Annotated in this window: 14 protein-coding genes; 3 read left to right on the top strand and 11 right to left on the bottom strand. The window is 63.6% G+C overall.

Going from position 1 to position 16,636, the window contains the following annotated elements; genetic code table 11:
* Positions 1–7 precede the first annotated feature (7 nt).
* The 3 genes from AB1411_07250 to AB1411_07240 form a co-directional block, all read right to left on the bottom strand.
* On the bottom strand, positions 8–2,458 hold the full coding sequence (locus AB1411_07250; protein ID MEW6543390.1) for an ATP-binding protein: 2,451 nt from the start codon (positions 2,456–2,458) through the stop codon (positions 8–10).
* Between the two features lie 156 nt (positions 2,459–2,614).
* The gene (locus AB1411_07245) at positions 2,615–2,935 is read right to left on the bottom strand and encodes a DUF5615 family PIN-like protein (GenBank protein ID MEW6543389.1); all 321 of its coding nucleotides are present in this window, start codon (positions 2,933–2,935) and stop codon (positions 2,615–2,617) included.
* Entirely contained in the window at positions 2,916–3,143 is a 228-nt protein-coding gene (locus AB1411_07240; GenBank protein ID MEW6543388.1) for a DUF433 domain-containing protein, read from the bottom strand. The genes AB1411_07245 and AB1411_07240 overlap by 20 nt, the downstream gene beginning before the upstream one ends.
* A gap of 1,319 nt (positions 3,144–4,462) precedes the next feature.
* Between AB1411_07240 and AB1411_07235 the strand changes: the two genes are divergently transcribed.
* Positions 4,463–5,899 (top strand): hypothetical protein, encoded by a 1,437-nt coding sequence (locus AB1411_07235; GenBank protein MEW6543387.1) that lies wholly within the window; start codon positions 4,463–4,465, stop codon positions 5,897–5,899.
* 174 nt (positions 5,900–6,073) lie between these two features.
* On the opposite strand, the gene AB1411_07230 is transcribed toward AB1411_07235, so the two are convergent.
* The 8 genes from AB1411_07230 to AB1411_07195 form a co-directional block, all read right to left on the bottom strand.
* Positions 6,074–7,129: a hypothetical protein gene (locus AB1411_07230; protein MEW6543386.1), complete on the bottom strand. Its 1,056-nt coding sequence runs from the start codon at positions 7,127–7,129 to the stop codon at positions 6,074–6,076.
* A 55-nt stretch (positions 7,130–7,184) separates the two neighbouring features.
* Positions 7,185–7,607 (bottom strand): IS200/IS605 family transposase, encoded by a 423-nt coding sequence (gene tnpA, locus AB1411_07225; GenBank protein ID MEW6543385.1) that lies wholly within the window; start codon positions 7,605–7,607, stop codon positions 7,185–7,187.
* A gap of 425 nt (positions 7,608–8,032) precedes the next feature.
* Positions 8,033–10,546 carry an excinuclease ABC subunit UvrA gene (gene uvrA / locus AB1411_07220; GenBank protein ID MEW6543384.1) on the bottom strand — a complete coding sequence of 838 codons (2,514 nt, stop codon included), beginning with the start codon at positions 10,544–10,546 and terminating at the stop codon, positions 8,033–8,035.
* A gap of 102 nt (positions 10,547–10,648) precedes the next feature.
* The gene (locus AB1411_07215) at positions 10,649–11,029 is read right to left on the bottom strand and encodes a hypothetical protein (protein MEW6543383.1); all 381 of its coding nucleotides are present in this window, start codon (positions 11,027–11,029) and stop codon (positions 10,649–10,651) included.
* 50 nt (positions 11,030–11,079) lie between these two features.
* The gene (locus AB1411_07210; protein ID MEW6543382.1) at positions 11,080–11,250 is read right to left on the bottom strand and encodes a Fic family protein; all 171 of its coding nucleotides are present in this window, start codon (positions 11,248–11,250) and stop codon (positions 11,080–11,082) included.
* A gap of 453 nt (positions 11,251–11,703) precedes the next feature.
* The gene (locus AB1411_07205) at positions 11,704–13,035 is read right to left on the bottom strand and encodes a GAF domain-containing sensor histidine kinase (protein ID MEW6543381.1); all 1,332 of its coding nucleotides are present in this window, start codon (positions 13,033–13,035) and stop codon (positions 11,704–11,706) included.
* A 26-nt stretch (positions 13,036–13,061) separates the two neighbouring features.
* Positions 13,062–13,385, bottom strand: coding sequence for a hypothetical protein (locus AB1411_07200; protein ID MEW6543380.1), 324 nt, complete (start codon positions 13,383–13,385; stop codon positions 13,062–13,064).
* Between the two features lie 24 nt (positions 13,386–13,409).
* The gene (locus AB1411_07195; GenBank protein MEW6543379.1) at positions 13,410–14,054 is read right to left on the bottom strand and encodes a hypothetical protein; all 645 of its coding nucleotides are present in this window, start codon (positions 14,052–14,054) and stop codon (positions 13,410–13,412) included.
* On the opposite strand from AB1411_07195, the gene AB1411_07190 reads away from it, so the two are divergent.
* Both AB1411_07190 and AB1411_07185 read left to right on the top strand, forming a co-directional pair.
* Positions 14,013–14,867 carry a class I SAM-dependent methyltransferase gene (locus AB1411_07190; GenBank protein MEW6543378.1) on the top strand — a complete coding sequence of 285 codons (855 nt, stop codon included), beginning with the start codon at positions 14,013–14,015 and terminating at the stop codon, positions 14,865–14,867. The genes AB1411_07195 and AB1411_07190 overlap by 42 nt on opposite strands.
* A gap of 101 nt (positions 14,868–14,968) precedes the next feature.
* Positions 14,969–16,618, top strand: a complete 1,650-nt coding sequence (locus tag AB1411_07185; GenBank protein ID MEW6543377.1) for a radical SAM protein — start codon at positions 14,969–14,971, stop codon at positions 16,616–16,618.
* Positions 16,619–16,636 lie beyond the last annotated feature (18 nt).

Here is a 16,636-nt window from a genome sequence, read left to right as displayed (position 1 = left end):
CACGGTCTCACGTCTTACGTCTCACGTCTTCTACGGTAGGCACCCAGGCCAGCGCGAGCAGCTTCACGGAAACGTTGGCCTTCGTGGGCCGGATCGTCACGGTTTCCAGCTCCTCCTTGAGCGGATCGAAGGTCGCGGCGAGCGCGTCAGCCTCAACCTGGAACTGTGCCTCCAGATCGGCCAGTTGCTTCCGGAGCGCTTCGACGTTCTCCTCCGCCCGGGCCACGTCCTTCGCCTCCTTGATCGAGCGGCCCACGCCGCGGGCGGCGGTCGCGGCCTTGCCCAGGGTCGTCGCGCTGACCGTCTTTCTCCCCAGAAACGCCCCGAGCAGCGTCGCGCCGAAGGAAATCGCGGTCTGCAGGTGCTGCTGCTTGGCCTGCTCCGCCTCCCGCTCCTTGGCCTGATCGGCGCGCCGGATCCGCTCCTGGAGCGCGGTGAATCGGACCGCGTACTTCGCCCGCAGCCGCTCGGTTTGCAGGTCCCGCTGCTCGTGCGCCAGTTGCTGGAGCCTGATCCGGAAGTCCCGCTCCGATTCGCCTGGGGCGGACACCTGGTTCAGGCCGGGGCTGCGGAACAGTTCCATTGCCTGGGTTCGGTAGAGCCAGCCAGCGAAGTCCTTCCCCCAGGCTTCGTAGCTCTTGGGCTTGCCCGCCGAAGACGGCAAGTCCCCATACCGGCATGGCTCCTGGGGTGACGACTCCAGGTCGGCGATGGTTACCTCGGCCTCCGTCGCTTCCTCCCAATCCACCGGAATCGGACGATCGGTGACGGGGGCCAGGAAGACCAGCTCGCGCGTCACCTCCACCCTGCTCTTGGCGTCCACGAAGCGCACCGTTCCGGAGCCGAGCGCCATCGGTTGATAGACCAGGGGGCCGCCCTTCGGCCGCACGCCCCGGACCGGCACGAAGTACTGGGGAACGCCGGGCGGCAGGATCGGACGTGAAGACGTGAAAGGTGAAACGTCAGGCGACAGAGGTGCGCCGGTCGGTTGGGCGAGATCTTCTTTCCGAACTCCTTCTACCGTCTCACGTCTCACGTCTAACGTCTTACGCGGCTCCATGAGCGCCTTGATCTGATTCCGCGTCAGCGGACCGCGGAGGTAGGAGAGGGTCCAGCGCGTTTCGAACACCTCCAGCGCGTCGTCGTGCACGTTGTTCAGGAGGAAAATCCGATTGCCCAGTCCGGCCAGAAGCTGCTCCATCCTCTGCCGATCGAACCTCTTGCCCGTTGTGGCCGCGACTCCTTCCAGTCCTTCCAGCACCCGGGCCTTGTCCCGCTCCGTCTGGAGCCGTCCGATGAACCAAGTGCCAGTATTAGCCAGCCCCTTGTAGTCCAGGTCCACCGGATTCTGGGTGGCCAGGACCACCCCGACCCCAAAGGCCCGGGCCTGTTTGAGCAGCGTCAGCAACGGAGCCTTGGACGGCGGGTTGGCGACGGGCGGGAAGTAGCCGAAGATCTCATCCATGTAGACGACCGCCCGCAGGCTGGTCGTGCCGGACTGTCGGCGCATCCAGCCGACCACCTCGTTCAGCAGCAGGGAGACGACGAACATCCGCTCGGCGTCGGTCAGATGCGCGATCGAGACGATGGCGATGCGGGGCTTCCCCTCCGGCGTGTAGAGGAGCCGATCCGCGTCCAGCGGCACCCCTTTCATCCAGGACGAGAAGCCGGGCGAGGCCAGAAGGTTGTTCAGCTTCATGGCCAGGCCGAACCGTTCTTTCGCCGGGTAGAAGGACTCCAGGGCCAGAACCCCGACCTTGGCGAAGGGCGGGGCCTGGATCTGCCGGATCAGCCCGCCCAGGTCCAGATCGGCCCCCTGCCTCCAGGCCGTTTCGAGGATGGTCGCGAGCAGGATGTGCTCCCGGCTCTGGATCGGATCGGCCTCGATCCCCAGCTGCCCCAGGAGGCCGGTCACGGCCGTGTTGATCCGCTCGCGGAGCAACTCCAGATCGTCCCGGACGGCCTGGGCGGGAGCGGCAAACGACTTGAGGATGGAAACCGGCAGGCCGGCCGTGCTCCCTGGCGTGTAGATCGCGAAGTCGGCGGCCTCCTTCAGCCGCTGGACCCGCTCCCCGTCCTGGCCCCAGGAGGCCAGTCCCTTCTTCCACAGCTCCGCTTGCTGCGCCGCATAGTCGGCCGGGGAGAGCCCCTTCTTGCGCGCATCGTCCTCGTTGATCCAAGGCGCGAAGTCCTCGCCCCGCAACTGCGGGAAGGTCAGGAGCAGGTTGCCCAGGTCTCCCTTGGGGTCAATCACCAGGGCCGGGATGCCGTCAATCGCCGCCTCCTCCAGCAGCGCCAGGCAGAGGCCGGTCTTCCCGCTGCCGGTCATCCCGACGCAGACCGCGTGGGTGACCAGGTCCTTGGATTCGTAGAGCAGCCAGCCGGTCCTGGGCTTCTTCTTCGCCAGGTCGTACGGCCGCCCCAGATAGAACACGCCGAGCTTTTCGAAGTCTTGCATGCTAAGCGCCTCTAGAAGAGCCTATGACTGATGGCGTATGGCACAGAACATAGAGCTGTGGCCGATAGCCACCCGTTCCTCTCCTCGATCGCCCCTTGCCAGGAGGGGTAAGAGAAGGTTGCCCCACGTGGGCGCAGCGTCGGCTGAAGCCGATCGCTAGGAACCCACGCGAATCATCTGGCCGGGCTGAATGTGAAGGAGCCGAGAGCGAACCTGCGGCATGAGCGGCAGTAAGTCAGCCAGCCGGTTGCTCCGAGCGTCAAGAGAAATAACGGTGATCGAAACACTGGGTAGATCATGCTGATAGATGAGACTTCGGTCGACCGTCAGAAGCACGTCGAATCTCTCAGCCGCCAGCCGCAAGAGTTCCCCGTTCTTTTTTCCCGCCCAGCCCATCTCAGGAACGGTGTGGACATCGCGTCTTTCCAGATTCTTTTTCAGCTTTCGAGGCACGCACTCATCGAGCAGAACGCGCATCAGCGAGCAGCGCCTCCTTTGCCTGCTCTAGAGCGGTAATGGCCTGTTCGCGGGTGACGGTCGGGAAGTCATCGAGGAACTCGTCGAGAGTATCTCCCGCCTCGATGTAATCGAGCAGCGTCTGGAAAGGCACGCGCGTTCCCACAAACACAGGGGTGCCGCCCATGACCTCGGGATTGCTCTGAACCGCGGGATTCCTGATCGCCATCGGATGCCTCCCCTCCAGGGGATTCAGGGTCGCATTATACTCCAGTTCACCTACGCTCCTAACGACGCACGGGGCAAGAAGCAGGTCCAGGAACCCTTATACGCCCCGGCTCATACGAGCACTAACGAGGAAGCGAGAGCCATCGTCCCGCCTGCCAAAGAAATATCCGTAAGCTTCATCTGGAAGCTGAACTCCTGCGGATTCTGCCTGCCTGCGAGCCTCGGCGACACTGCACTCTATAAGGTGTTGCAAGTCTCCCTCCGGGTCACCATGAGCTACGAGCTGTGCGCAGCGACCACCGCCTATGTCCAGCGACGCCAGACAGAAGCTTGGCTCAGACTCGCGGGTCGGTACCACGTCACCAGCGGTCACAAAAAGAGTCAAAACCGTCACCTTCCCTGGGGGCGCTGCTTCAATGTGGATCACGTTCGTCCATTCGCTTGGTCTTCGTTGCTCCGGCCGGATTGAAAGTTCTGAAGTAGGGAACACAAGCCGAAAAGCGATGACAGTGTTTGGCAAGAAAGCTGGTGGTTGGTCCCAGACTTCCCAAGCTCTGTCGTGATCGCTAGGGAGCAGGTTGCTGTTCTTCGCCACTGCTTCAGCGGTGAACGCCATCCGCCAGCGTCCTGATGGATGGAGGCTCACTTTCGCTTCCCTGAAAGCGTCGCGACAAGCGATACAGACATCGCCGTGCTTATTCGTCCACACGCGCCAAGAGTTAGAAGTAACCCCCTTCGGTGATCCAATAGCAAAACGAACTGGTCCACACCTCACGGGTATTAATCCGACTCGCGTAGCCAAGGTGTTTGGGATCGGCAGTGAAGCCGTTAAGTCTTCCATCGATTTGGATCGATTCTCTTCAGTTGTTGAGGACCTGTCAATGTTCTGAATAAAGTGGCTGAGGGCCATGAGCGCCCTCAGCCGCTTCCATATTTTTCAGAGATGCGCGGGTGGGCGGGATGGGCGCTGAGGCTGGCGGCCTGGCGCAAGCTGCCCGCCAGTAGCCGAACAAGGTGTCGAGTGCCGTTCTGCTAATCCGCTAGAGGCGCGAGGCCAACGATACGATGCCATCGGCCACCTGGCATCACCGCATCAGGCGCACTACCCGACGCGCCCGCCCGTCGTCACCCGACGCCTGCTTCCTTCAGCACCTGGCCCCTATGCGACCTTCCACCTTGGCCACGCGACGGGCTTGACGCCCGTCGCGGCAGGTGCTTTATTGCTCCTCCGAAGCTGCGCGAACGTGTAAAGGGCGAGCACCAAGGGTGCCAGCCGCAGGGTTCGGCACGATGCGTTGCTGAAGGGAGGACGACCCAGCGTTGCGTGTCGAGACTCCTCTCGGGTTGTTCTCCGTGATCTGGGCCCTGGCGGCCGTCCTTCACCATCTGGAGGGGCAGCCCCTGGCCGGCCTTCCGCTCTATCCCTTCGCGATCCTGCTCTTCCTGTACCCTGAGCGAATCTGGGCTATCGCGACCTTCTCCCTGGCGCACGCGGCCCTTCTCTCTCTCGATCTTCCGGCCGCGGCCAACCACTCGGTCCTGGCCCTCTTGGTGGACACCTGCCTCCTGATCGGATGTGGGCAAGCGCTCCGGACCGATGACGCAGGCTCACGAAGGCGGCGGCTCTGGGAAAACGTTCGGGGGCCCCTGCGCGCCACGGTCGCCGTCCTCTATTTCTTCGCCGTCTTCCACAAGCTGAACAGCTCGTTTTTCGATCCTGCAGTCAGTTGCGCCACGGGTCAGTTGGCCAAGATGTTCGAACTTCACGGCTTTCCCGAGCGGCCCGAGAACGTTTCGGCCTTCGCCTTCAACATCCCTCTAACCTTGATCGTCGAGACCGCCATTCTGGTCTTCCTGTTGTGGCCGCGGTTCTCCCATATCGGCGCCATCATCGGGCTGCTCTTCCACACGGGCCTCGGGTGGGCCCAGTTCTTCGACTTCTCGACCGTGGCGTTTGCTCTCTATCTGTTCTTCTTCCCATGGGAGGGCATCCAGAAGAACATCTCCGGGACCCCGGAATGGGCGAGGACGTGCTTCATCACGTGTCTCGTCGCGCTATCCGCAACGAGCTTTTACTTTCAAGGGATGCGCGGGAGCTCGGTCATCCTCGCGCGGCCCGATTGGAGCCTTCGGGCCGACAGCGTGATCTGCGCTCTCTGGACCCTGATGATCTGGCCGATCCTGTTCCCGATTTTCTCCAAGGGCGAGCCGATGGTCGCCGTCCGCGGATGGACCGGCGGAGGGCTGGCATGGCTGATCCCGCTGATCGCTCTGGTGAACGGCGCCACTCCTTATCTCGGGCTGAAGACTGTGGCGAACTACTCCATGTTTAGCAACCTGCGCACCGAGGCCGGTCAGACGAATCACGTGCTGATTCCGGCTGGACAGTTCTTCCTCGCGGGCTATCAGGGCGATCTGGCTCGGGTCGAGTTCGTCGACCGGGTTCCCCCCGAGCGGTGGCCCTTGTGGGTGCGGCTGGCCGGGGGCGAGCGATGGGTGCGCCGCAACTCACGCTGGCTTGCCGAGGTTCCGGGTGCCCGGGTCCCGTTCATGGAGGTGCAAAGGACCCTTCAACTGTGGAGAGACATCGGGTTTAGGAACATCGCGATCGCGTACGAGCGCAATGGAGCGTGGCACACCACCGCAGACGCCACACGCAATCCCGACCTCATGCGCCCGCTCACGTTCTGGGAGCGGAAGCTCATGGCTTTCCGTGCGGTTCAAGACGACGGGGAAGCATCGGCGTGCCGGTGGTGAATCGAGGGGCCCGGACCACGGCACCGAGAGCGAATGGCGTATGGGGAATAGCAAAGAGCTAATAGCTGATGGCTTATGGCCCATGGCTAGAACTGTTTGGCAGACGATGCAAGCGTCCCTCTAATTCCTGGGCCTCGACTATTATGTGTCACGTCAAAACAACTCCGACCTACTTCATCTCATCTTGAGCGAAAGAGCAGCACTGTTTCGCTTGAAATGGCTGAACGCCTTGGCGGTATCTAGTGGGGCGTCCCATATCTTTTGTCTCGCGTCCGAGTCGAGTGACCAGAATGTTTTAAGAGACGCGTCGTCCTTGAAATGGCACCAAAGCTCACGGTTTGTGAACAGCCTGCAGAGGCAGTACCTCGCTATGGCTTCACTCTTGTAACACAACTCAGCCAGCTTGAGCTCTTTGTCAGTATCGTTAATGCCTGAGACTGCCCCGAGGGGCTCGTGGAGGTGCTCGACTGCACTACGGATATCGAACAGCGAGTCAACCAGGGCTTCGTGCCCAGAACCGAGAAATAGTCGCGTTCGGGCCCGCATCTGCCGCTTGGTCTGACCAATATCTGGAAGGACGAAGCCCTCGATGGAGCGGACAAATTGATGCAGCCTGACTCCTAACTCGTGAGCACGGACAGCCGCGCAGAACGCACGTGTAATCCGCCACATACGACTGTATTCTCCAGCGCCCTCCAATGGAGCCACGCCATCGGCGATTCGCCTGGCTTCGTGAAGCATCACGTCATCCAGGTGAGCGCCATGACATCCGGGTGAGACAAAAACGGGATCATAGTGTTGGATTTGCCGAACATCCACCTCAGATTCCTGCCTGGTTCCTGTCATAAGCAGGCCGTCGTCATGGCCCACGTAAGGACCGGCTATGAGGAATCCGAAATAGAGCTGGTGAATCTTCTCGATGAGGTCTTTATTCTCTTGATCGAGGACCTCTGGATTCTTCGACGCGGCGTGGGTCAAGAGAAAGAAATTAGCGCTTTTCAGTGCCTCCGCCTGGATCGTTCCCAGCCATTCCTTCCAATGATCGGGAAGAGGAAATGGCAGGGTTCTCGTGGCATAGAGCTCACTCCCAAGCGACACTGAGTCTGACATCCGCTGTCGAAGATGGCGGATCGGAAGAGCAAGCGCCGCATACTTACTGCCTGGTGGAATGGAGATCATTTCCGAGCGTCGCCGTTTCAGAATGTCCTGAATAGGGCGGTTGAGGGCCATCGGCGCCCTCACAAAGGAGTAAAGAACCCCCCAGCAAGCTGGGGGGCATTCAAGACTATAAATCCAAGCCTAACTGCTCAGGATCACGTTGATGCTTCATGTAGTTCCGAATCACCTCAGCCGTCACCTTGTCCCCCACACTGCGGACAAAATACCCGTCATTCCACAACTCGCCGCCCCACAGCGCTCGCTTCACGTCCGGAAACTCCTCAAACACCTTCCGGGCCGAGATACTCCTGAGAATCTGCACCACCTCGGCTGGGGCATACCGAGGCGGGGCCGACAGAAACAGATGCACGTGATCGTCCATGATCTCTTGCGTGTCAATCTCGAACTCATACCGGGCGGCAATCCCAACGAAGATCTCCTGCAGCCGCTGCGCCAGCCGCCCGCGCAGCACCATCCGCCGATACTTGGGCACCCAGACCAGATGATACTTGAGATCGTAAACCGCACCGCGTGCCCGGCGAAGCCCCATGCCGGGCAGGATACCATGCAGAGCCCGCTCTGCGGGCTCGCCCTTTTCCTCCCCCCAGCAAGCTGGGGGGTATCCAAGGGCAGGTTTTTATGAACGGGTCGCAACCTTTTCCCGGCCAGAGAGTTGGAGGCCTGTCATAAGGGTTCGCGAGCATCGGACGTTCGATCACCACTGCCCCTGAACGAGCGAGAACTGCGGCTGAGGGCCATCGGCGCCGTCAGCCGATTCCATCTTTTTTTCTGAGATCGCAGGTGGACGGGATGCGTGGCGAGGCAGCGGTATGGCGGGAACGGCCTGCACACGAGCCCGACCGGGTGCCGAGCGCCGTTCTGCTAATCGGCTAAAGGCGCGAGGCCAACGGTACGGTGTCAAAAGCCGTCCCACAGCAACCCATCGTGCCGACGGCCTCACCAGCCATCCCGTCGTCACCCGACGCCCGCTTCCTTCAGCACCTGGCCCGTGTAGGACTTGGCGACGCGCGCCACGTCCCTCGGCCGCCCCTCGGCCACCACCTGCCCGCCCCGGTCCCCTCCCTCCGGCCCCAGGTCAATCAGCCAGTCGGCGTTCCGGATCACGTCCAGGTTGTGCTCGATGACGAGGACCGTGTTGCCCGCCTCGACCAGCCGGTTCAGGACGTCCAGCAGCCGCTGGATGTCGGCGAAGTGCAGCCCGGTGGTCGGCTCGTCCAGGATGTAGAGGGTCCGGCCGGTCGCGCGCTTCGAGAGCTCCCGCGAGAGCTTCACCCGCTGCGCCTCCCCGCCGGAGAGCGTCGTGGCCGACTGGCCCAGCTTGATGTAGTGCAGCCCCACGTCGTGCAGGGTCTGGAGCTTGGCCTTGATGAAGGGAATCGCGTCGAAGAACTCCAGGGCCTCGTCCACGGTCATGTTCAGCACGTCCGCGATGCTCCGCCCCTTGTACTGGATCTCCAACGTCTCCCGGTTGTAGCGCTGGCCCTTGCAGACTTCGCAGGTCACGTAGATGTCGGGCAGGAAGTGCATCTCGATCTTGATGAGGCCGTCGCCCTGGCAGGCCTCGCAGCGCCCGCCCTTGACGTTGAAGCTGTAGCGGCCCGGCTTGTAGCCGCGCACCCGCGACTCAGGCAGCTTGGTGAAGAGGTCGCGGATGAACGTGAAGAGGCCGGTGTAAGTCGCGGGATTGGACCGAGGGGTCCGGCCGATCGGGGACTGGTCAATGTCAATGACTTTGTCCAGCGCCTCGACGCCGGCCAGCTCCTTGCACCCGTCGATCCTGGGCTTCTTGTGGTACAGGAGCTGCGAGAGCGAGTGGAACAGCACCTCCAGCACCAGCGTGCTCTTGCCGGAGCCGGACACGCCGGTCACGCAGGTCAACAGGCCCAGCGGCACGCGGACCGTGATGCCCTTGAGGTTGTGTTTCCTCGCGCCGACGACGCTGAGGGTCCCCTTGGGCTTGCGGTCCCGCTTGGGGAGCGCGACCGTCAGCTCCCCCCGCAGATACTGGCCGGTGAGCGAGGCCGGGGCCGCCATGACCTCCGCCGGCGTGCCCTGGGCGATGATCCGCCCCCCGTGCGCCCCGGCGCCGGGCCCCAAATCCAGGATGTGATCCGCCGCCAGCATGGTCTCGGCGTCGTGCTCGACCACCACCACCGTATTGCCCATGTCGCGCAACCGGATGAGCGTCTGGAGGAGCCGCCGGTTGTCCCGCTGGTGGAGGCCGATCGAGGGCTCGTCGAGGATGTAGAGCACGCCGACGAGGCCGGAGCCGATCTGCGTCGCCAGGCGGATGCGCTGCCCCTCGCCGCCGGAGAGGGTGGCGGCCGGCCGATCCAGGGTCAGGTAGTCCAGGCCCACGTTGACCAGGAAGCCCAGCCGCTCGCGGATCTCCTTCAGGATCCGCTGGGCGATGAACTGCTCCCGCTCGCTGAGCTTCAACGAGCCGAAGAAGTCGGCCGCGGCCAGGACCGAGAGCTTGGTGACCTCGGCGATGGACTGCCGGCTGATCTTGACCGAGAGGCTCTCCGGCCTGAGCCGCGCGCCTTTGCAGACCGGGCAGACGTCCAGCAGCGTGAAGTCTTCCTCTTCCGCGGGACAGCCCGGCGCCAGGGCGTAGCCGATCCCGTCGCAGGCCGGGCAGGCCCCGTGGGGGCTGTTGAAGGAGAAGACCCGCGGGGTGATCTCCGGATAGCTCACGCCGCAGCGGATGCAGGCCAGCTTCTCGCTGTAGAGCCTGGTCTGCCCGTCCTCGGTCAGGACGCCGACCAGCCCGTCCGCCAGCTTGAGCGAGGTTTCCACGGAATCGGCCAGCCGCCGGGCCAGCGCCTCCCCCTCCTTCATGACGAGCCGGTCCACGACCACTTCGATCGTGTGCTTCTTCTGCTTGTCGAGCGGGACGTCCTCGCCCAGGTCCACGAGGCGGCCGTCGATCCGCGCCCGCACGTAGCCGGCCCGCCGCATGTCGAGCAACTCCTTCCGGTACTCTCCCTTCCGGCCCCGTACGATGGGGGCCAGGATCTGGAACTTGGTCCCCTCGGGCAGGGTGCGGACCGCGTCCACCATCTGCTGGACGGTCTGCGCCGTGATCTCCTCGCCGCAGTTGAAGCAGAAGGGCCGGCCGATGCGGGCGAAGAGCAGCCGGAGGTAGTCGTAGACTTCCGTGACCGTGCCGACCGTGGAGCGGGGATTGTGGCTGGTGCTCTTCTGCTCGATCGAGATGGCCGGGGAGAGCCCCTCGATCGAATCCACGTCCGGCTTCCCCATCTGCTCCAGGAACTGGCGGGCGTAGGCGGAGAGGGACTCGACGTAGCGGCGCTGCCCCTCGGCGTAGATCGTGTCGAAGGCCAGGGAGGACTTGCCGGACCCGCTCAGGCCGGTGATGACCACCAGCTTGTCGCGCGGGATCTCGACGTCCAGGTTCTTGAGGTTGTGTTCGCGGGCGCCCTTGATGACGATGGAGCCGGACATCAACGCGTCTCCTGGCGAAGTCCTTCGTGCGGCGGGATTATATCATGCGTTGTTCCAGCGAAGGTGAAGGCAACACAGCCGGTAGAGGCATGGGGAGGGAAGCTAACCCGGGGAAGAAGGGGCCGGCCACGCGGGCTGCTCAAGGATTTCCAGCAGCGTCTTTGTGCAGTACACCCGCTCACGCATCGCATCGGTAACTTGTTTCAGAATCTTTTCCTCTTCCAGCTTCTCTATGGCCCGCTGTGCTGTCGTAAATGCAACCTTCAATCGCTTCGCGGCGCCCTTGATCGTTATGAACGGATTGGTGGCCAAGGCATCGATCAATCGAAGAGGGACCTTGGAACTTGCACCCGACACAGTCTTTCTCCACGAAACGAGCAGGGTGTTGATCCGTTCAGCCCGCTGTAGAGCATCGGCCGCCTGTACGGCTACGCCCGTCAGGAAGTATTGAAGCCAGCCAACCCAGTCCCCCTGCTCGCTCACTCCTCGCAAACGCGCATAGTATTCAGATCGCGAGGCCTCGAAGTGCGCACTCAGAGATAGAGGAGCGGCGTAGGAAGAATATTCCTCCCAACCAGGAACGGCGTGATGAGCAGACGACCGATACGCCCATTCCCGTCGAGAAACGGGTGAATGGCCTCAAATTGATGGCCCTTCCGGCTTTTGTGTGGGTTGCAGAACTCTTCTGTCTCAAAGGGGTACACATCCTCTCAAGCGCAGAAAGCGGAAAAATGGGGGCTCATTTCATGCGGCTTTTGCAAAGGCCTGCTTCGACCCTTCCTGTAAACACGGGGGAGCAAGCTGTTTTGCCCTAGCAAACTTAGCTGAGGTCTACAAAGCTCGGAATCGTTCGTTAGCCTTCGAAGGTCTGGAAAATACAAGAAGTGGTAACCCACACGATTTCCGGAAGAGCCCTAATAAAAAGTGGATGGCTCCTCACCCAACTGAGCAGCGGCGAGCATAAGCGAGTCGCGTACTTTCGACATCGGGAGGCACGGGCTATCCCGTCACCGCCGGCGGCGCGACGAGGGCCGCTCCGCCGCCTCGCCCCAGCGCGCGAGGAAGGTCGTGACGAATTCGTGCTCGCGGGCGCCGCGAATGACGATCGTTCCGCTCATCGCGGCAGGATTATGCCATGCAGCCCGCGTGACAGAGGGTCAGGCGCGCGGGCCGGCTGGCCCGGACGGCGGCTGGAACGGCAGCCGGATCTGGAACGTCGTCCCGGCGCCCTCGGCGCTCTCCACCGTGATCGCGCCGCCGTGGGCGTCCACGGCGTCCTTGACGATCCTGGTGCCCAGCCCGGTGCCGCCGGCCTTCCGGCTGATGGTCTGGTCGGAAAAGAGGCTGTCCCGGACCTCCTTGGGCATCCCCCGCCCCGTGTCGCTGACGGAGACGAGCAGCGCGTTGCCGGCCTTGTCCAGCTCCCCGCGGACCGTGATGGAGCCGCCCCTGGGCACTTCCGGGATGGCGTTGTTGATGAGGTTGTAGAAGGCGCTGTAGAGCCGTTGCTCGTCCCCCTGGATCGGCGGCAGGTCGGCCAGTCCGTCGGTGTGCAGCGTGATCCCCTTGTCCCCGGCGACGAAGCCCAGGACCTTGACGACGCTGTCCACGACCTCGGCCAGACGGCAAGGCCCGAACTGCGGGGGCGTCTTCAAGCCCTTGACGCAATCGGCCACCTGTTTCATGCGGTCGCGGATGCGGCGGACCGTGTCCTCCAGGGTGCCGAGCGCCTCTTTGCAGAGCTGGTAGCTGGCCCGGACCCTGCTGGCGTCCGAGTCCGGTAGCCGGGCGAACAGATGGTCGAGCTCGGTCCTGACGACCGAGGCGCTCAGGCTCACGGGCACGAGCAGGTTGTTGACGTCGTGCCCGATGTCGCCCAGCCGGTGGACGACTTCGGCCATCCTGGCCTCTTCGAAGAGACGGGCCTGCTCGATCGCCGCGGTCGAGAGGGCGGAGACGATCGTCAGCAGGGCCACGTCGTCCTGGTTCAGCCGCCCCTTCCGCTTGTTCATGACCTCCAGGACGCCGATCGGCTCGCGCCCCCATTGCTTGAGGGGCAGCACGATCATGTCGCGGGTGTGGAAGCCGGTCATCCGGTCAATGTCCGGGTAGTGCCGGTGATCCTGCTTGGCGTCCGCCACGATTTCCGGCTCGCCCGACGAGAAGACGGCTCCGGCCAGGCCCTTGTGCCAGGGGATGGCCAGGCCCCTGAGCATCGCCGCCTTCTCCCCCACGACGTGCCGGAACACGAGCTGGCGGGACTTGGGATCGGCCAGCAGCACGGAGCCGGCCTCCGCGCCCACGACCTCGAGCGCGGTCCGGAGGGACTGCTCGACCAGCTTGTCGGTGTGAATCTGCTGGGAGAGGGCCTGGCAGACCAGGCGCGCCGCCTCCAGCTCGCGGTCCCGCTGGACGAGACGCCGGTCCTGCTCGCGCCGGGGCTCGCTCCGGCGTTCGGAAGGTTTCGAGGAGTCGCGCGGCTGGCTCATGGGTCCTCGCTGAAGGTTACGCTGGATCAGACGAGCTTGCCGGCCGCGGTGATGACCAGATCGATGAGCGCGACGCGGACACGGTCCACCCGGATGGCGGCCAGGCCGGCTTGAGTGAGCGCTTCCATCTTGGCGAGGTCCTTCTTGCCCCTGACCAGAAATTCAAAGTCCTCTTTGGAGAGTTTCCCCTCGGCGTACTGCTCGGCCCAGGCGTGCAGATCGGCCTTCACGGCGTCCAGGAAGGCCGTGCCATCGCTGGTGGCTTCCTTGACGAAGCCGGCCGCTTCTTGCTTGGCGATCTCCACCGCGCCCGCCTTCACTTCCTGAAAGAATTTCTCGAAGTCGAACATGGGATGACCCCGCGCTTAAGACGGTCAGTCCTTCACCTTGTGCCTCTCCAGCTCGATGATCTTGTCGAACGCCTCGGCGATGTTCTTGCTCATGCCCTCCAGGAAGGCGGGGCTTTGCCCCTTGTTCTCGGTCTCCCATTTTTTCAGGAACCCGCCCAGCAGGTTGCCGTTGGGATCGCCGAGCAGTTCCCACAATTCTCGGGAATGCCGGTTTCGCTCCCCCTTGCCCCTTTCGTATTCCAACGCCTGGCGAAGCTTGATTCGCAGGCCCTCAATCGCGGCGGCGTGCTGTGACGGCGGATCTTTGGCCTTTTCGACAAGAAGCAACGCTTCCGCCTTGAGGTCGGTGGCCGTCTTGTACGACGTGGGATCATAGCCGGCGATGGCGGCGCAGCCGACGAGCAGCGCGGCCGAGAACACGGCTGCGGCCCCTCTGAGAACGCGCGACGCTCTGGCCCCTCTGCGCATGGAATGTCCTTCCGGAAAGCCCAGCCGCATCATAGGTAGATCACCACAGGAAAGCAACAGTTTCCCCAATCCGACGAGACCTCGCGAACGGCTCGGCTGCCCGTCGTCACGTGCGGCATCAGCTTGACAAAGCGTTGAGCCGGAGTCTACGTTCACCGAATGCTTCGGCTCGAGGACAAGCCGGTGGATCGGCAGGCGCACGTTGCGCCGCCCCCCGGCACGGTGCCCGACTGGTCGGGCAAGGGGAAGGAGCAGGCGGTCCAGCGGATGTTCACCGCGATCGCCCGGTTCTACGACCTGAACAATTCGCTCCTGAGTTTCGGCCTGCACCACGGGTGGAAGCACAGAGCGGTCGAACATGTGATGGCGCCGCTTGCCAGCCCCTGCGGCGTCCGTAGCGGCGAGGTCGGGGGACCCGTTGCTCTGGAGAATGCAACGGGTCATGTGCCGCGTTGTGTTTTGGACATCGGCGCCGGCACCGCGGACCTGGCCATCCTGATCGATGAGCGGATGGGGGCGGCCGGCCGCGTGGTCGCCGCGGATCTGAACCAGGCCATGTTGCGCGAGGGGCTTCGCAAGGTCGCCCGGCGGGGGCTCGCCGGCCGCGTCACCTGCCTGCGCGCCAACGCGGAGCGGCTGGGATTCCGCGAAGCCAGCTTCGACGCCGTGACCACCGGCTTCTGCATCAGAAACGTGGGAGACCTGCCCGCCGCGTTCGCCGAGATCCTGCGGGTGCTCAAGCCGGGAGGCCGGTTCGTCTGCCTGGAGTTCTCCCATCCGGCCCGGGCCTGGCTGCGGGGGCTCTACGACTGGTACTCGTTCCGCCTGCTCCCCTGGATCGGCACCCTCGTCGCGCACGACCGGACCGGCGTCTATCGGTACCTCCCTGCCTCCATCCGGGCTTTTCCGGACCAGGAGGCGCTGAAGGCCCTGCTGCTCAAGGCCGGATTCCAACACGTGGACTACGAAAACCTGAGCGGCGGGATCGTGGCCATCCACGTCGCAGTAAAATGAGTGGTGACCAATGGTCAGGGGTAAGGGGTCGGTGACGACAGACGAAAAATGCCACGGCTCGCCCTGACCACCAACCGCTGCCCCCCGACCATTTCCGTATGATGAATTCGGTTCTCTACGTCTTCCTCCCCTGCAAGAAGGTCTACCCGATCGGAACGACCTATCTGGCCGATTTCATCCACCGGCGCCGACCCGAGGTCCGGCAGCGCATCCTGGACCTGTCGCTCTATCCTCAGCAGGAGCGGGCGCGGATGCTGCGGGAGGCCGCCTCGGCCTTCGCCCCGGACCTCGTCTGTTTCTCCTGGCGGGACATCCAGATCTTCTCGCCCCATGAAGGGGACGCCTCGCTCGAACATGCGTTCAACTTCTACTACGCGAGCAACCCGCTCAAGCGGATCGCGGCCTCGGTCCAGGGGCTGACGCAGCTCTACCGGTACTACCACGACATCCGCACGGCCCTCTCCTACCCCTGGCTGATCCGCAGGGAGTTCCCCAAGGCTGCGATCATGATCGGAGGCGGCGCCTTCACCGCCTTCGCCGACCAGCTCATCGAGAAGCTTCCCGAGGGAACGGTCGGGATTTTGGGCGAGGGGGAAGACGCGATCCTGAAGGTCCTGAACGGGGGGGCGCTGGAGGGCGAACGTTACATCGTCCGCGAAGGCGGGCGCGTGGCGAAGGGGGAGCAGCGGGCCCCCGTGCTGCTGGACGCCTTGACCGTGGACCTCCCCTACCTGACCTCCATCTTCCCGCAATACCGCGAGTACCTCGACGAGAGCATCGGCGTCCAGACCAAGCGCGGCTGTCCCTACGACTGCGCCTTCTGCCTCTATCCCTACATCGAGGGCAAGCGGGTCCGGTACCGGCCGCCCGAGATGGTCGTCAAGGACATCGCGCAACATTATCACCAGTGGGGGGCGCGGCGGTTCTGGTTCACCGACGCCCAGTTCATCACCGGCAGGGAAGCCTACCCCCAGTGCACCGAGATCCTGGAGCGGATCGTCCGGGAGGGGCTCGAGCTCCAATGGTCCGGGTACATCCGCACCTCCTTGATCACCCCCGACCTGGCGAAGCTCATGGTGCGGTCCGGCGTCGGCGACCTGGAGGTGGCGATCACGTCCGGCTCCCAGGACGTCCTGAACAATCTGCACATGGGCTTCAAGCTGGAGCGGCTCTACGACGGCTGCCGGTACCTGGCCGAGGCCGGCTTCCGGGGCAAGGTGATCCTGAACTACTCGCTCAACTCCCCGAAGGAGACCGAGGACACGCTGCTGCAGAGCGTCGAGTCCTACAAGGTCGTCGCCTCGATCCTGGGGGAGGAGCGGGTGTTTCCGCTCATGTTCTTCCTGGGCATCCAGCCGAACACGGAGCTGGAATCCCGGCTCCTGGCTGAGGGGTACCTTTCCGCCGGCTACAACCCGCTCCTGCTGACCCCCTGGAGCATCAGAAAGCTCCTCTACAACCCCGCGCCGCTGAACAAATTCATCGCCAAGGCCTGCCTGGCCGCCTGGCAGAAGAAGCACGGGAGCCGGGACCCCCGTTCCTGGTCCGGGTCCCTGTCCCAGGCCGAAACCGGGAAGGGCGGCGTGATCAGCCCCTCCCCCGCCTATGCCGACGGCAACCTGATCCGCGGGATCGAGCACAATTCCGGCCGGGAGGCGCTCCTGAACCTGGAGGACATTCTCCGCTCCCGAAAAACCGCCAGCCCCTCGGTTCCATCCCCGAGCCCGACCCCCGCCACCCCCACCCGCTAACCCCCCCATATCCTTGCT

Source organism: Nitrospirota bacterium (assembly GCA_040757595.1).
In the GTDB taxonomy this organism is placed as follows: Bacteria; Nitrospirota; Nitrospiria; order Nitrospirales; family Nitrospiraceae; genus JBFLWP01.
Note: the sequence above shows the minus strand (reverse complement) of the source record. Positions and strands in the feature narration are given on the sequence as shown.

What these genes read in the sequence shown, in the direction of transcription:
- AB1411_07230 (MEW6543386.1), bottom strand. Translation starts at nt 7,129, where the DNA reads ATGGCCCTCAACCGCCCTATTCAGGACATTCTGAAACGGCGACGCTCG.
- tnpA (MEW6543385.1), bottom strand. Translation starts at nt 7,607, where the DNA reads ATGGGGCTTCGCCGGGCACGCGGTGCGGTTTACGATCTCAAGTATCAT.
- uvrA (MEW6543384.1), bottom strand. Translation starts at nt 10,546, where the DNA reads ATGTCCGGCTCCATCGTCATCAAGGGCGCCCGCGAACACAACCTCAAG.
- AB1411_07200 (MEW6543380.1), bottom strand. Translation starts at nt 13,385, where the DNA reads ATGTTCGACTTCGAGAAATTCTTTCAGGAAGTGAAGGCGGGCGCGGTG.
- AB1411_07250 (MEW6543390.1), bottom strand. Translation starts at nt 2,458, where the DNA reads ATGCAAGACTTCGAAAAGCTCGGCGTGTTCTATCTGGGGCGGCCGTAC.
- AB1411_07185 (MEW6543377.1), top strand. Translation starts at nt 14,969, where the DNA reads ATGAATTCGGTTCTCTACGTCTTCCTCCCCTGCAAGAAGGTCTACCCG.
- AB1411_07240 (MEW6543388.1), bottom strand. Translation starts at nt 3,143, where the DNA reads ATGGCGATCAGGAATCCCGCGGTTCAGAGCAATCCCGAGGTCATGGGC.
- AB1411_07190 (MEW6543378.1), top strand. Translation starts at nt 14,013, where the DNA reads ATGCTTCGGCTCGAGGACAAGCCGGTGGATCGGCAGGCGCACGTTGCG.
- AB1411_07245 (MEW6543389.1), bottom strand. Translation starts at nt 2,935, where the DNA reads ATGCGCGTTCTGCTCGATGAGTGCGTGCCTCGAAAGCTGAAAAAGAAT.
- AB1411_07205 (MEW6543381.1), bottom strand. Translation starts at nt 13,035, where the DNA reads ATGAGCCAGCCGCGCGACTCCTCGAAACCTTCCGAACGCCGGAGCGAG.